The organism is Allomuricauda sp. F6463D (assembly GCF_023015965.1).
Classification (GTDB): domain Bacteria; phylum Bacteroidota; class Bacteroidia; order Flavobacteriales; family Flavobacteriaceae; genus Flagellimonas.
On the sequence record NZ_JALKAN010000001.1, the window covers coordinates 1,453,770 to 1,467,748 of the forward strand.

A 13,979-nucleotide genomic window follows, 5' to 3' on the forward strand; every position below is an offset into this window, starting at 1 on the left:
TTTCGTTAGTTTTGTATTGATATGACGACTTTACATCAAAACCTAAGACTATGCGTTCAACTTTTACCCAAATCAGCTTACTTTTTATAGTATTTATAAGCATTAACACCCAAATCAATGCACAAGATATCAATTGGATATCCTGGAATGAGGCGGTGGAACTTTCCAAAACGGATGCACAGCCGAAAAAAATCTTTGTCGATGTTTACACGGATTGGTGCGGATGGTGTAAAAAAATGGATAAGAACACATTTCAACATCCAGATGTCAGCAAATACATGCAAGATAATTTCTACATGGTAAAAATGGATGCAGAAGGAAAAGACCCAATTACATATCAAGGAAAAACCTTCAAGTACATACCCTCTGGACGAAGAGGCTACCACGAATTGGCAGCTGCTCTTTTGCAAGGTCGTATGAGTTATCCAACAGTAGTCTTTTTAGACGAGCAACTAAATATGCTCTCCCCTGTTCCCGGCTATCAGCAAGTGGAACCGTTTATGCAAATTGCCAAGTACTTTGGTGAAAATATATACAAGGACAAGGATTGGGAAAATTATGTAGGGAAATAATTCACCCTGTATAATTTATTTTTACCTACTATAATTCGGGCTTTCTTTGGTAATTGTCACATTATGTGGGTGACTTTCATGGATTCCGCTCGAGGTGATTTTTACAAACCGTGCGCTGTTTTTCAGCGTTTCAATATCCTTAGCTCCGCAATATCCCATACCAGCACGTAGTCCTCCTATAAATTGGTGCATACTTTCCACCAATTCACCTTTGTATGGTACCCGACCAACAATACCTTCTGGAACCAACTTTTTAATATCGTCTTCAACATCTTGGAAATAACGGTCCTTACTACCTTTTTTCATAGCTTCAACGGAGCCCATTCCACGGTAGGACTTAAACTTACGCCCTTCGTAAATAATGGTCTCCCCTGGAGATTCTTTTGTACCTGCCAGCAACGACCCCAGCATTACGGTATCTGCCCCAGCGGCTAATGCTTTGGGAATATCACCAGTGTAACGGATTCCACCATCGGCAATAACGGGAACTCCCGTACCTTTTAGTGCGGCGGACACTTCCAAAACAGCGGAAAACTGTGGAAAACCAACTCCGGCTACCACACGCGTGGTACAAATGGAACCTGGCCCAATCCCAACTTTTACGGCATCGGCCCCTGCCTCTGCCAAATATTTTGCTGCTTCAGCGGTAGCAATATTACCAACAACCACTTCCAGTTCTGGAAACGATTTCTTGACATTTTTCAATATATCCACCACACCTTTGGTGTGACCATGTGCTGTATCAATAATAATGGCATCAACACCGGCTTTCACCAATGCTTCAGCCCTTTCAACAGCATCTCCGGTTACTCCAATGGCCGCGGCAACACGTAAGCGTCCATATTGATCCTTATTGGCAATCGGTTTTTGCGTGAGTTTGGTGATATCTCTAAACGTAATCAGCCCAATAAGTTCGTCTTTATCGTTGATTACCGGTAATTTTTCAATTTTATTTTCCTGAAGGATTACTTCCGCTTGTTGCAGTGAAGTGCCTTCGGCCACCGTAACCAAATTTTCGGAAGTCATCACATCTGCAATGGGTCTATCATCGTTTTTCTCAAAACGAAGGTCACGATTGGTAACAATGCCTATCAGTTTGTCTTTATCGTCCACAATTGGGATTCCACCAATGCTATGCTCTCTCATATTTGCCTTTGCATCACGCACTGTAGATTCCAAAGGAAGTGTAACGGGATCCATAATCATACCACTTTCGGCACGTTTTACCTTCCTAACCTTGATTGCCTGCTGCTCAATGGTCATGTTTTTATGAAGAACACCAATACCTCCCTCCTGCGCCATGGCAATCGCCATACGGGATTCGGTTACCGTGTCCATGGCCGCAGAAACTATGGGCACATTTATGGTAATGTTCTTTGTGAATTTTGACTGAATATTGACTTCTCTTGGTAGTACTTCAGAGTAAGCGGGAACAAGAAGAACATCATCATATGTAAGTCCTTCTCCAACAATTTTGTTCAGGTGAGCTTCCATTGCAATTACGGATTAATTGCGGGCAAATATACCACTATTTTATTTGATTATCACCCGAGGTGGATATTACATTTTTTGCTCCAATGTAAATATTTGTTTTTTATTTAGAATCATTCTATATAATTATTATCTTTATGACCCAATCTTTTTTATATGTGCAGATTTTTAAATGTAATGAGCCAATCAAAAAATGGGGTGTTAACATTTTGCGAGAGCACCAAATTATTTCAGTTAGTTTATAACAATCTATGTTTTGAGCTATACGAATGGGAATTGGAAGCTCTTAAAGAATACATTGAACAATTAGATATCCCTTATTGGGAAAAACATCTTGAAAATTGGTCGCAACAGCGCAAAATTCCTATATCGGTAGGTAAAAAGCATTTTATTATTTTGGTAAACAGGGAGGAGGTAATCGAATTATTGGGCTTGCTCAGGTTTGAAAGGCAAAAAATGAAATTTCTTAAATATAGTGATATTGCTTATCCGTTCATCAAAAACTAACCACTTCTCAATGATAAACTGAAAACAACTCGGTTGTCTTATTAAAAGCTGCTTCAAAAACCATCCAATTGACACCGGAATCAGCTTTTTCCGTGGTAAAATAAGAAAGCATCTTTTCCGTGGGCATGTTGCCCGTAAGTTCATCCTTGGCCATGGGACACCCACCAAAACCCTGCACGGCACCGTCAAAACGCCGACAACCTGCTTTATAGGCCGCATCCACTTTTTCGTGCCACTTGGAAGGAGTTGTATGTAAATGGGCTCCAAATTCAATCTCCGAATACTTCGGAATTAGATTGGAGAACAGGTAATTAATCACCTCTGGTGTTGAACTTCCAATAGTATCTGATAACGAAAGAATCCTAGCACCCATTGCGGCTAGTTTTTCGGTCCACTCTCCTACTATTTCTATGTTCCATGGGTCTCCGTACGGATTTCCGAATCCCATCGAAATGTATGTAACCACCTCCTTACCGTTCGCATCGGCCAGCTCCAAAATTCGCTGTAATGTCTCTACAGACTGATCAATGGTCTTGTGCGTATTCCGCATCTGAAAGTTTTCCGAAATGGAAAAGGGAAAGCCCAAATAATCAATTGATTCATGCACACAGGCATCTTCAGCCCCCCTTACATTGGCCACTATGGCCAAGAGTTTGCTTTGGGTTCGGGATAAATCCAAGCGCGCCAACACCTCGGCAGTATCCCTCATCTGGGGTATAGCTTTTGGTGATACAAAACTTCCAAAATCGATGGTATCAAACCCGCAGCCCAACAAAGATTGAATATACTTTACCTTTTCTTCGGTAGGAATAAAGGTTTTGATCCCCTGCATGGCATCCCTAGGACATTCTATGAGTTTTACTTTTGACATAGGCTTCCGTAAAAATAGCACTTATTTATCCGATAAAAATAGATAAACGGCAATCCCTACAAAAACAACGATCTGCATCCACTTTAAATAAACACCTGTTTTTTTGTGCGCAATCAAATAACTGGATATTGCACCAGCCAACATAGCTATGGAACCAAAAACCAATAAAGCCGAAAACATAAATAAGAATCCCAAAATATAGAATTGCACAACGGTATTGAGTTCTTTGCTGAACAAAAAGCCAGGAAAAAAGGCTAAAAAGAATATGGCGACCTTAGGGTTGAGCACATTCATTGTAAATCCTGTCCAAAAAAGTTTTAACGGTGATTTGGATGGTTTGTTTTCATTATCCAAAAGTATGGAAGCATCACTACGATATACCTTATACGCCAAATACATTAGGTACATAGCACCAAACAGTTTGATGGCAAAAAATAGCGTATCACTACGTTTTATAACTTCTGAAACACCAAAAGCCATTAGCGATGTATGTACCAAACACCCAGCAACCAGTCCAAAAACCGTTGCCAATCCCGATTTTGTACCATTGCTGATGCTTTGCGTCAACACGAAAATGTTATCAGGGCCCGGCGAAATGGCCAGAGCCATAGAAGACACCAAAAACCCCATCAATATAGGGTAATTGACAACCTCCGAAACCAAAAACAAACTATGCATATAATGTTAGTCCATTTTTTCCAAAATGGACTTATTGATTTTTTTGATAAGACCCGGACCTTCGTATATAAAGCCTGTATAAAGTTGTACCAAATCGGCACCCGCATCCAGTTTCTCCAAAGCATCTTCGGGCGAGTGGATTCCCCCAACACCAATAATCGGGAATGCTTTTTTACTGTTTTCAGACAAAAAGCGAATTACTTCTGTACTTCTATGGGTCAAAGGTTTACCGCTGAGCCCTCCCTTTTCTTCGGACAAGATCAAATGCGATTTTAAGCCATTTCGTTCGATGGTGGTATTGGTGGCAATTACGCCATCTATATTCGTATCCGCAACAATTTCAATGATATCCAACAGTTGGTCATCTGTCAAATCTGGGGCTATTTTTAATAAGATCGGTTTCTCTTTGTTTATTGAACTCTTCGCCAGTTTTTTATTATGACTTTTTAGCTTATTCAATAATTTGGTCAAAGGCTCCCTATCCTGAAGTTCACGAAGTCCTGGAGTATTGGGAGAACTCACATTGACCACAAAATAATCCACGTGCTCAAACAAGGCTTCAAAACAAATTAAATAATCCTTGATGGCCTCTTTGTTCGAGGTTATTTTATTTTTACCAATATTCCCTCCGATAATAACTCGATGATTTTTCTTTAGCTGTTCCGCTGCCTCAAAAACACCCTTATTATTAAATCCCATTCGATTGATGACGGCTTTATCTTCGGGCAAACGAAACAATCGTTTTTTAGGATTTCCAGATTGGGGTTTGGGTGTTACCGTCCCTATTTCAACAAATCCAAAACCAAAATCAGAAAACTCATTATAAAGTTTGGCATCCTTATCAAATCCTGCAGCAAGCCCTACTGGGTTTTTAAACTTCACTCCAAAAACCTCACGTTCCAATCTAGGGTCTTTAACGATAAATACTTTCCTAAAAAGCCCACCGAACCCCAATCGCGAAAAAAACTTAATAGCCAAAAAAGAAAAGTGGTGCACGGCTTCTGGGTCAAACAAGAAAAGTACCGGGCGAATTAGGATTTTATACATTCAAAAGTGGATTTTGGACAAAAATAAAAAGTCTTAAAACAGTTATTGACAATTCCATCAATTTTCGTCAACTGACCTATTTATATGGATAGGACGCAACGTTAATTGATTACATAATTTTATATAGCGTTCGTATTGGATCCTGCTAAAGCTTGTAAGCAATCGTTTATCAATCAATCGTATATTTTGTTTCATGCTGTCCATTATAGCACTATATTGTTTGGAAACCGTTAGCAATACCTCTGGGGAACTTTCTTCATTCTTTTTCATTAAAAATTTCGCTCTGTCATTTAATATCTCGTTTCTTACTTTTAATTCAGCACTCCAATTCTTCAGATTTTCCTGCTGTTCTTCGGTCAACTCAAAAACTTTGGTAATCGTCTCGTTGTCCCGTCCTCCCACTCCCAAAATACAGTCCATTTGGGAAAATCCGTAAAACCCGGATATCATAAAAAGATAAAAAAATATTGCTTTCAATTAAGGTTGATGTTAATGGTTTACGAAAGATACTTATTAATGCCTTTGATTTGCAAAATTACATTTGAATAAGCATTATTTTTGATAAAACGCAACACTTACCATGGAGAAATTATTACCTAGATTTTTGGAATATGTGACGATTGACACCCAAAGCGACCCCTATTCCAAAACCACACCCAGTACAGAAAAACAATGGGACCTTGCTAAAAAATTGGTCTTGGAACTCCACCAGATCGGCATGCAAGAGGTCTCCATTGACGAGAATGCCTACATTATGGCCACTTTACCCAGCAATCTGGACAAAAAGGTACCCACCATCGGTTTTGTTTCACACTTTGACACGTCACCTGATTTTTCAGGTAAAAACGTGAAGCCACAGATCATTGAAAATTATGATGGGAACGATATCGTACTAAACCAACTGAAAAAAATTAGTTTATCTCCCGATTATTTTGAAGACCTCAAAGCTTACGAAGGCCAAACCTTGATCACTACGGACGGCACAACTTTGTTGGGGGCGGATGACAAAGCAGGTATTACAGAAATAATCACTGCAATGGAGTATTTGATAAACCACCCCGAGATCAAGCATGGAAAAATACGTATTGCCTTTACACCGGACGAAGAAATAGGTAGGGGCGCCCATAAGTTCGATGTGGAAAAATTTGGTGCCGAATGGGCTTACACCATGGATGGCAGCCAAGTGGGCGAACTGGAATATGAAAACTTTAATGCGGCCAAGGCCACGGTTACCATAACGGGAAAAAGTGTACATCCCGGCTATGCCAAAAATAAAATGGTTAATGCTATAGGAATCGCCAACGATTTTATGACTCACCTACCTCCCAGCGAAGTCCCTGAACACACCACGGGCAGGGAAGGTTTTTTCCACGTACACAAAATAAAGGGTGAAATTGAAAAAGCAGAGATAGAGCTCATTATCCGTGATCATGATGCAGTACATTTTGAGGCCAGAAAGGATCTATTGAACGACATCAAGGACAAACTCAATAAAAAATATGGAGATTTCATAAGCTTGACCATTGAAGACCAATACAAAAATATGCGAGAAAAGGTAGAACCGGTGTTTCATATTGTGGAAATTGCCGAGGAGGCCATGAAATCGCTTCAAATTGAACCGATCATTAAACCTATTCGGGGAGGTACGGATGGATCACAACTAAGTTTTATGGGGCTGCCCTGTCCCAATATCTTCGCTGGCGGACATAATTTTCATGGCAAATATGAGTATATTCCTTTGGAAAGTATGGAGAAAGCTGTGATGGTTATCGTAAAAATTTGCGAACTTACCGCAAGTCAAATCAAGTAGTTGTGGACAAATCCGAAAAATTAGACGCCTATTATAAAAAAGAAGACCCGTTTAAAGATGGAATTACGCTCTTAAGGGGAATTGCACTTAAAACGGAAGCCGAAGAGGATTTTAAATGGAGCATTCCGGTGTACATCCTCAATGGTAAAAATGTTTTTGGAATTTGTAAGTTCAAGAGCCATTTTGGAATTTGGTTTTTTAACGGAGTGTTTTTAAAAGACCCAAAAAAAGTATTGGAAAATGCACAGGAAGGCAAAACCAAAGGTATGCGGCATTGGAAATTCCAAAGTTTGGACGAAATAGACCCAAAAAGTGTGTTGGCCTACATGAAAGAGGCTTTGGAAAACCAAAAAAAGTGGTTGGAAGTAAAGGCGGAAAAAACTAAAAAAATTGCCATACCAGAACTATTGCAATGCGAATTGAGCAAGGATGCCGCACTAAAATCAGCTTTTGAAAAGCTGACACCCTATAAGCAAAAAGAATTCTGTGAACACCTGACCGATGCCAAACAAGAGAAAACCAAACTCCGCCGCTTGGCAAAAATTCTTCCTATGATCATAACAGGAACTGGCCTGCATGATGCCTATCGGTAGGGTTTCTAAAAATCCGTCAATTCAAATAGGGTATTGGTCAATTAGTGCTTGAATATTGAGAATATTTTAGCCAACTTCCTTTATTATTGGATATAAATTTTTCAAACTAATTTATTTATATAGTGGAAGTTGGAGTGTATTTGAGATAATCTAGATGGAAAATAAAAATAAATCCACAGGGAAACTTATTTTGAAAGGATGTTTATTCTCACTTTTAGGTTTTATTTCTTTAATGTTTTTAATAGCTATAATTTCAGTAATCTTTTTCCCAGATGATGAAGCTAACGAAAATTATAATGAGGCAAAAATAGAGTTTGAATCAAAAAACTACGAAAAAGCTTTAAGTTTAGTTAATGAAAGTATTAAACTTGACAGTTTAAACATAAATTCGGACTATTTCATTCTAAAAGGGAAAATTGAAAAGAATCAAGGAGATACAATACAATTTAAACGAGATTTTAATATTGCCTTAAATTCAATTAAGAATGACACAGTTAAGTATAACAAAATTATAGAACTTCACGAATGGAGTCTTTCGCAAAAGGACACAGTTTACTCTAAAGAATTGTTGAAAGTAAGCTTATTTTCATTTTCTACTAAAGACAGTACAAACTATACTAATTCACACTTAAACGCACACAATAAGTATTTAGATTTAAGAGATACTATTGCTGGTTTAGATAGTTACATAAGACTTTGCGATAGTATTCCAAATCCATTGATATTTAATCAAATTGGGATATATTATTCAAATAAGCAGAATACAAAAAATGCAATTAAATACTATACCAAAGCAATTGAATTAGACACAACAAATGGAGTTTATTATAATAATTTAGGGATTTCATATGAGAATATTAAAAACAAAAAGCGAGCAATTAAATATTATAGATTAGGTGTTCAATACGAAAATCGAGATGCTTGTAACAATTTAAGAAATATAACAGCAAAAACTCGTTATAAAAAAATAGCAAGATGTTGGGATGGAACTATGTCTTATTCATCCGGGCGAGGAACTTGTTCTCATCACGGAGGAGTGAGACGTTATGAAAATGAACCATATAAGGAATATACAATGGATGGAGACTGCAAGTAAAACTTTCTACAACACCAGTAACCCTTTTGCACAAGCAATTGATTTATTTTAAAACCCATCTACTTAAATAAGTTTCTCCCACCCCTCAATTTAGCTGTTTTTGAAAAGTTGACACCCTAAGAATTCTACAAATACCTGACCGATGCCAAACAGGAGACAACCAAACTACGACGCTTGGCAAAATTATTTCAACGATCAAAACGAATTTATATCCTTAGCGGTCTAATTAAAACCTAAACAGAAGTTTCCACATAGATTTTATCATACAGATACGTATGATTTTAATTTATTAAGAATACATATACGTATTCTTTTATTTGTTTTTTTATACATATTTGTATACTTTTGAGTCAAAACATACAAATAATATGTATTAAAATTCGATAAATGAGAAACAAGAAAAAGCTGCTCATAGAACAACTGGACCAAAAATTGGCGAATTTCAAAGATGCAGATACGGTTCTGATCCCACCAAAAGGATGGGTAAATGCTATCAGAACCACTCTTAATATGACGAGGGACCAATTAGCTACCAAACTTAACTTAACCAAAGGGGCAATACAAAAAATCGAGGAGCGTGAAGCTACCGGTCAGATAACCATCAATAAATTAAAGGATGTTGGTAATGCTTTGAATATGAAATTTGTCTATGGTTTTATTCCCAAAGATGGAACCATTGAAAACCTAGTCAACCTAAAGGCTGAAAAACTGGCCAGAAAAATAGTTTTAAGAACCAACCAAAATATGAAATTAGAAGACCAAGGAATAGGAGATGAAAAAATAACCAATACTATAAAGGAACTTGCCGATGAAATAAAACGAGAGATGAGAAAATCATTATGGGATTAGAATTCAAATATAAAAACGGCCAAACACCCTTGGACGAAGAAGAAAAAGAAGGCCTCAAAATAAAGTCAATTACCACTCAAGGAGAACTGGATGAATTCGAGCAATTGAACATTGAAAAAGCTGTGGAATGGACAATTCATACAAAATTGAAGTCTGAAAACATTTTAACCGAAAAGTTTATTAAAAACTTGCACAAAAGAATGTATAGTGATGTTTGGAAATGGGCAGGTGAATTTAGAAAGACTAAAAAAAACATTGGAATTCATTGGACGCAGATTGGGAGTGAATTAAAAAAATTACTTGACGACACTAAATATTGGATAGAAAATAAAACTTTTACGCCTGAAGAAATAGCTATAAGGTTTAAACACCGTATAGTATCCATACATTGTTTTCCAAATGGTAATGGAAGACACTCTAGAATGATGGCGGACATTATTATGGAATCAATATTTGGAAATGAAATATTTTCTTGGAATCAATCAAATATGGTTAAAGCCAACGAAACAAGAAATCAATACATAAAAGCCTTAAGAGAAGCTGATAATGGTAATTTCAATGAGTTAATTGAGTTTGCAAGAAACTAATACCCTCACACTTTAAAAGTAATATTATCTCCTTTAACTATTTTAAATTATTTTTTGAAACATATCAATGTTACTTCGACCGTATACATTTAATGCGTCAATCCTATATGGTATATAGTGATCCATTCTCATTCCAATACTCGATGGTATAGCTTTGAATGTTAGTTTTGGAAGGACATAATGATGGATTTGAAATTTACCTCTACATTCTAATCTCAAACTTTCAATGATAATTTTCTATTTAAAAGTGCATCCTTTGCCATGCAACACTGGATTTTGACCTTGACCATAAACCCGTATCTTTGCAGCCTTGGAAAAATCCATGAATTTAGTTTCTAATAATCTATTAATCAAATAAAATGCAAGACGGAATCTACGCAAAGTTCAATACCACCAAAGGTGAGATACTTGTAAATCTCACATACGATAAGACACCGGGAACGGTGGGCAACTTTGTTGCTCTGGCCGAGGGAAACATGGAAAACACTGTAAAACCTCAAGGCAAACCTTATTACGATGGATTAAAATTCCACAGGGTAATTCCCGATTTTATGATTCAGGGCGGGTGCCCAACAGGAACAGGAACGGGCGATCCTGGTTATAAGTTTGATGATGAGTTCCATCCAGATTTGCTGCACGATACCCCCGGAATACTTTCAATGGCCAACGCAGGCCCGGGAACCAATGGTAGCCAATTTTTTATTACACATGTAGCCACGCCTTGGTTAGACAATAAGCACACCGTATTTGGTCGTGTTGTGGAAGGTCAGGATATCGTAGACGCAATTGCACAGGGTGATGCCATCACAACATTGGAAATTGTAAGGGTTGGTGAAACAGCCAAAAATTGGAACGCCATAGAAGCCTTTAGAGGTTTTGAAGGCGCAAGAGAAAAACGTATTGCCGAACAAAAAGCCCAAGCAGAGGCCGAAATGGAAAAATTGGCTGCCGGTTTTGAGAAAACGGATAGTGGATTGCGTTACAAAATCATACAAAAAGGAAGTGGTGCCAAAGCCGAAAAAGGTAAAATGGTTTCTGTACATTACGAAGGAGCCTTGGTTGATGGACAAGTTTTTGACTCCTCCTACAAGAGAAAACAACCTATCGATTTTGCTTTGGGTGTTGGACAAGTAATCCCAGGATGGGATGAGGGTATAGGCCTACTTCAAGTTGGTGATAAAGCCAGATTTGTAGTTCCGTCGCACTTGGCTTATGGCAGCGCAGGAGCAGGAGGAGTTATTCCTCCAGATGCAACTTTGATTTTTGACGTGGAATTGATGAACGTAAAATAAAATATCCGCCATAAGAATTTAAAAAGCTTCCTAAATGGGAGCTTTTTTATTTGGCCTTGTTTACACTCAAGAACAGTAAACAAAGATTAACAGCAAGCAAAACAGAAAGTATACTAAAAAAAGTGGTCATGGTTACAGGTGTTTAATCCGTAACAATCTAACGGATAAAAACCCTACCTATTGCCATGGTCAAATTGATAAATTATTTTTTGGAACCGTTAACACTCCAAACCAACAGCAAAGCATTAACAATTAACAGGAACGAAAGTACTCCAAAAAAGGTATCCATTTATAGGGATTTACTGGTTATGGGGAACAGTGTCTTTTTAGAGTTAGATAGCAAATAGTAGAATGGTTGCGTAGATTTCCAAAAAAATGAACAAAAAAAAGCCCGAGCTTTGCTCGGGCTTTACATATAAAAAAGTATGTTATAACTTAATCCGCAACTTGAACGTTAACGGCGTTTAATCCTTTTTTACCTTGTTGTAGTTCGAATTCTACAACATCACCTTCTCTAATTTCATCGATTAAACCTGAAATGTGTACGAAGTGATCTGTGTTTGAACCATCTTCAGTGATAAATCCGTAACCTTTAGAATCATTGAAGAATTTTACTGTTCCTTTACTCATAATATAAATTGAAAAAATTAATTGAGTTGCAAATGTACGTTTAATTTATTGATTATCAGTTTTTTTATAATAATTTTTTTTTACGCTGTTGGATCGGGCGTTAATCGCAGGTATGGCTTAATTTCTTCCACACCTTTTGTGAATATTTTTTTGGCCTCTTCAGTAGGTATTGCAGGGCTTACCACTACTTTATCTCCATTTTGCCAATCTGCTGGTGTGGCCACTTTGTGGTTGGCCGTTAGTTGCAATGAATCTATTACTCGTAATAATTCGTAAAAATTACGTCCTGTAGAAGCCGGATATGTTAAAGTAAGTTTGATTTTTTTGTCGGGATCGATAATAAATACAGAACGCACCGTAAGTGTATTGTCAGCATTGGGGTGAATCATATCGTAAAGATCGGAGACCTTTCTTTCCACATCCGCGACAATAGGAAAATTAACCTCGGTATTTTGAGTTTCGTTGATGTCCTTGATCCATTCCATGTGAGATGCGGCACCATCAACACTTAGGGCCATCATCTTTACATTTCTTTTGTCAAACTCATCCTTAAACTTGGCCGCCGTACCCAATTCAGTGGTACAAACAGGAGTGAAATCTGCCGGGTGCGAAAAAAGGATGCCCCAACCGTCACCAAGATATTCGTAAAAATTAAGTGTTCCTTGTGAAGTAACTGCTGTAAAGTCCGGAGCAGTATCCCCTAATCTTAAAGTTGCCATATAGTTATGAATTTTAGATGTAAAAAATTAGTACCCTACAAAATTACTGGATTATTTGACCGAAACATTATAAATCAGTTAAAACTGTATTAAAACATACCGTTTTTAAAATAGCGAAGTCAATTGTAAAGTTATTATTTTTAATGAATGGAAAAAGAAGCTTTGGAACAACTACGATACCCGATCGGAAAATTTAATACCCCGAAAACCATTTCAACCGAGGATATAAACGGATGGATCTCTGTTTTAGAAGAATTGCCACAATCTTTAACCGATTTGGTCTCTGAACTTTCCAATGAGCAATTGGAAACCCCCTATCGCCCAGACGGGTGGACTGTCCGTCAGTTAGTTCATCACATTTCTGATAGTCACCACAACAGTTATATTCGTTTTAAATGGGCATTGACCGAGAGTACCCCAATTATAAAACCTTACAATGAAAAAGCTTGGGCCGAACTTTTTGATACGCGGACGGCACCCATCCAAATGTCGTTGGAGCATTTAAAAGCAGTGCATGTCAAATTGGTTTATTTACTGAAAGGTCTATCGGAAAAAGATTTAAAACGGAGTTTAATCCATCCTGATGGCAACCAGGAGACCACTTTAGAACAGAACATTGGACGTTATGCTTGGCATGGCACCCATCACTACACCCACATCAAAAATTTGATAAAGCGAAAAGGCTGGTGACCTAAATGTGCTTTGTTAAAATCCACATGGCTTTTTCCGATGGTTTTACATGATGTAGCACCACTTCACTTTCCCGTTTTATACTATATCCGTTTTTTTGATAAAACTGAATGGGATTTCCCTTTTGCATGGCATCCAACCAAACCACCTTCTTTTGCAGGCTTTTTGCCATGTCTTCAGTAAATTTAAGTAACTGTTTGCCAATCCCCTTTCCCGATTGCTCTTGAAGTAAGTAAATTTTTTCTGCCTTTAAAGCATCAATGTCCGATATTTCATCGATTCCGCTGTTTACGAGCAATTTCAATATTCCAATGGCCTCCCCATCCAGATTGATTATATAATTCAATGAATTGGGATCGTGTAATTCCTCTTTTACAACCTCTTCTGCAAACCAATGGGAAACATATGGTGTTGGATCATTGTTTTTCCATAAATGGGTATAGTGTTGACAATAGGACTTTATACCTACTGCCAAGTATTTTTGAAGGTTAGACACAGTGGCCGGTTCCAACCTGAGATTTGTATTGAGCACAACAGATTCCATCTA

General features: G+C 37.7%; 17 protein-coding genes. 9 read left to right on the top strand and 8 right to left on the bottom strand.

Annotation, left to right across the window (positions count from 1 at the left end):
* The first annotated feature begins 50 nt into the window (after positions 1-50).
* Complete coding sequence (locus MWU56_RS06450; protein ID WP_247043118.1) at positions 51-572, top strand: thioredoxin family protein; 522 nt, start codon at positions 51-53, stop codon at positions 570-572.
* Positions 573-593: 21 nt separating this feature from the next.
* Here MWU56_RS06450 and guaB read toward each other — a convergent pair whose 3' ends face one another.
* Positions 594-2,066, bottom strand: coding sequence for an IMP dehydrogenase (gene guaB, locus MWU56_RS06455; protein WP_247043120.1), 1,473 nt, complete (start codon positions 2,064-2,066; stop codon positions 594-596).
* Between the two features lie 153 nt (positions 2,067-2,219).
* Between guaB and MWU56_RS06460 the strand changes: the two genes are divergently transcribed.
* Positions 2,220-2,570: a DUF6686 family protein gene (locus MWU56_RS06460; protein WP_247043121.1), complete on the top strand. Its 351-nt coding sequence runs from the start codon at positions 2,220-2,222 to the stop codon at positions 2,568-2,570.
* Between the two features lie 7 nt (positions 2,571-2,577).
* On the opposite strand, the gene MWU56_RS06465 is transcribed toward MWU56_RS06460, so the two are convergent.
* From MWU56_RS06465 to MWU56_RS06480, 4 genes are read right to left on the bottom strand one after another with little or no spacing between them, the layout of a single operon-like run.
* Complete coding sequence (locus tag MWU56_RS06465) at positions 2,578-3,441, bottom strand: hydroxymethylglutaryl-CoA lyase (RefSeq protein WP_247043123.1); 864 nt, start codon at positions 3,439-3,441, stop codon at positions 2,578-2,580.
* 21 nt (positions 3,442-3,462) lie between these two features.
* A complete protein-coding gene (locus MWU56_RS06470) occupies positions 3,463-4,119 on the bottom strand; it encodes a LysE family translocator (RefSeq protein ID WP_247043124.1) in 657 nt (218 codons plus the stop codon).
* A gap of 6 nt (positions 4,120-4,125) precedes the next feature.
* Complete coding sequence (locus tag MWU56_RS06475; RefSeq protein WP_247043125.1) at positions 4,126-5,166, bottom strand: quinone-dependent dihydroorotate dehydrogenase; 1,041 nt, start codon at positions 5,164-5,166, stop codon at positions 4,126-4,128.
* Between the two features lie 57 nt (positions 5,167-5,223).
* The gene (locus MWU56_RS06480) at positions 5,224-5,643 is read right to left on the bottom strand and encodes a hypothetical protein (RefSeq protein WP_247043126.1); all 420 of its coding nucleotides are present in this window, start codon (positions 5,641-5,643) and stop codon (positions 5,224-5,226) included.
* A 103-nt stretch (positions 5,644-5,746) separates the two neighbouring features.
* Here MWU56_RS06480 and pepT point away from each other — a divergent pair, with 103 nt between their 5' ends.
* From pepT to MWU56_RS06510, 6 genes are all read left to right on the top strand, one after another.
* Positions 5,747-6,976, top strand: a complete 1,230-nt coding sequence (gene pepT / locus MWU56_RS06485; RefSeq protein WP_247043127.1) for a peptidase T — start codon at positions 5,747-5,749, stop codon at positions 6,974-6,976.
* Positions 6,977-6,978: 2 nt separating this feature from the next.
* Positions 6,979-7,569, top strand: coding sequence for a YdeI/OmpD-associated family protein (locus tag MWU56_RS06490; protein WP_247043128.1), 591 nt, complete (start codon positions 6,979-6,981; stop codon positions 7,567-7,569).
* A gap of 154 nt (positions 7,570-7,723) precedes the next feature.
* The gene (locus tag MWU56_RS06495; protein ID WP_247043129.1) at positions 7,724-8,665 is read left to right on the top strand and encodes a tetratricopeptide repeat protein; all 942 of its coding nucleotides are present in this window, start codon (positions 7,724-7,726) and stop codon (positions 8,663-8,665) included.
* 387 nt (positions 8,666-9,052) lie between these two features.
* Positions 9,053-9,514 carry a mobile mystery protein A gene (locus tag MWU56_RS06500; RefSeq protein ID WP_247043130.1) on the top strand — a complete coding sequence of 154 codons (462 nt, stop codon included), beginning with the start codon at positions 9,053-9,055 and terminating at the stop codon, positions 9,512-9,514.
* Positions 9,505-10,101, top strand: a complete 597-nt coding sequence (locus MWU56_RS06505) for a mobile mystery protein B (protein WP_247043131.1) — start codon at positions 9,505-9,507, stop codon at positions 10,099-10,101. Before MWU56_RS06500 ends, MWU56_RS06505 begins: the two co-directional genes overlap by 10 nt.
* Before the next feature lie 359 nt (positions 10,102-10,460).
* Positions 10,461-11,393 carry a peptidylprolyl isomerase gene (locus MWU56_RS06510; protein WP_247043132.1) on the top strand — a complete coding sequence of 311 codons (933 nt, stop codon included), beginning with the start codon at positions 10,461-10,463 and terminating at the stop codon, positions 11,391-11,393.
* 435 nt (positions 11,394-11,828) lie between these two features.
* On the opposite strand, the gene MWU56_RS06515 is transcribed toward MWU56_RS06510, so the two are convergent.
* Together MWU56_RS06515 and MWU56_RS06520 are read right to left on the bottom strand one after the other, a co-directional pair.
* Positions 11,829-12,023, bottom strand: a complete 195-nt coding sequence (locus MWU56_RS06515) for a cold-shock protein (protein ID WP_014034358.1) — start codon at positions 12,021-12,023, stop codon at positions 11,829-11,831.
* Positions 12,024-12,103: 80 nt separating this feature from the next.
* Positions 12,104-12,742, bottom strand: coding sequence for a peroxiredoxin (locus MWU56_RS06520; RefSeq protein ID WP_247043133.1), 639 nt, complete (start codon positions 12,740-12,742; stop codon positions 12,104-12,106).
* A 147-nt stretch (positions 12,743-12,889) separates the two neighbouring features.
* Between MWU56_RS06520 and MWU56_RS06525 the strand changes: the two genes are divergently transcribed.
* Positions 12,890-13,432 carry a YfiT family bacillithiol transferase gene (locus MWU56_RS06525; protein WP_247043134.1) on the top strand — a complete coding sequence of 181 codons (543 nt, stop codon included), beginning with the start codon at positions 12,890-12,892 and terminating at the stop codon, positions 13,430-13,432.
* Between the two features lies 1 nt (position 13,433).
* Here the strand turns inward: MWU56_RS06525 and MWU56_RS06530 are convergent, their stop codons facing one another.
* On the bottom strand, positions 13,434-13,976 hold the full coding sequence (locus MWU56_RS06530; RefSeq protein WP_247043135.1) for a GNAT family N-acetyltransferase: 543 nt from the start codon (positions 13,974-13,976) through the stop codon (positions 13,434-13,436).
* Between the last annotated feature and the right edge of the window lie 3 nt (positions 13,977-13,979).

Excerpts from the sequence above, each read along its gene's own strand:
- MWU56_RS06450 (WP_247043118.1), top strand. The coding sequence starts at position 51 with ATGCGTTCAACTTTTACCCAAATCAGCTTACTTTTTATAGTATTTATA.
- guaB (WP_247043120.1), bottom strand. The coding sequence starts at position 2,066 with ATGGAAGCTCACCTGAACAAAATTGTTGGAGAAGGACTTACATATGAT.
- MWU56_RS06460 (WP_247043121.1), top strand. The coding sequence starts at position 2,220 with ATGTGCAGATTTTTAAATGTAATGAGCCAATCAAAAAATGGGGTGTTA.
- MWU56_RS06465 (WP_247043123.1), bottom strand. The coding sequence starts at position 3,441 with ATGTCAAAAGTAAAACTCATAGAATGTCCTAGGGATGCCATGCAGGGG.
- MWU56_RS06470 (WP_247043124.1), bottom strand. The coding sequence starts at position 4,119 with ATGCATAGTTTGTTTTTGGTTTCGGAGGTTGTCAATTACCCTATATTG.
- MWU56_RS06475 (WP_247043125.1), bottom strand. The coding sequence starts at position 5,166 with ATGTATAAAATCCTAATTCGCCCGGTACTTTTCTTGTTTGACCCAGAA.
- pepT (WP_247043127.1), top strand. The coding sequence starts at position 5,747 with ATGGAGAAATTATTACCTAGATTTTTGGAATATGTGACGATTGACACC.
- MWU56_RS06495 (WP_247043129.1), top strand. The coding sequence starts at position 7,724 with ATGGAAAATAAAAATAAATCCACAGGGAAACTTATTTTGAAAGGATGT.
- MWU56_RS06500 (WP_247043130.1), top strand. The coding sequence starts at position 9,053 with ATGAGAAACAAGAAAAAGCTGCTCATAGAACAACTGGACCAAAAATTG.
- MWU56_RS06505 (WP_247043131.1), top strand. The coding sequence starts at position 9,505 with ATGGGATTAGAATTCAAATATAAAAACGGCCAAACACCCTTGGACGAA.
- MWU56_RS06510 (WP_247043132.1), top strand. The coding sequence starts at position 10,461 with ATGCAAGACGGAATCTACGCAAAGTTCAATACCACCAAAGGTGAGATA.
- MWU56_RS06515 (WP_014034358.1), bottom strand. The coding sequence starts at position 12,023 with ATGAGTAAAGGAACAGTAAAATTCTTCAATGATTCTAAAGGTTACGGA.
- MWU56_RS06520 (WP_247043133.1), bottom strand. The coding sequence starts at position 12,742 with ATGGCAACTTTAAGATTAGGGGATACTGCTCCGGACTTTACAGCAGTT.
- MWU56_RS06525 (WP_247043134.1), top strand. The coding sequence starts at position 12,890 with ATGGAAAAAGAAGCTTTGGAACAACTACGATACCCGATCGGAAAATTT.
- MWU56_RS06530 (WP_247043135.1), bottom strand. The coding sequence starts at position 13,976 with ATGGAATCTGTTGTGCTCAATACAAATCTCAGGTTGGAACCGGCCACT.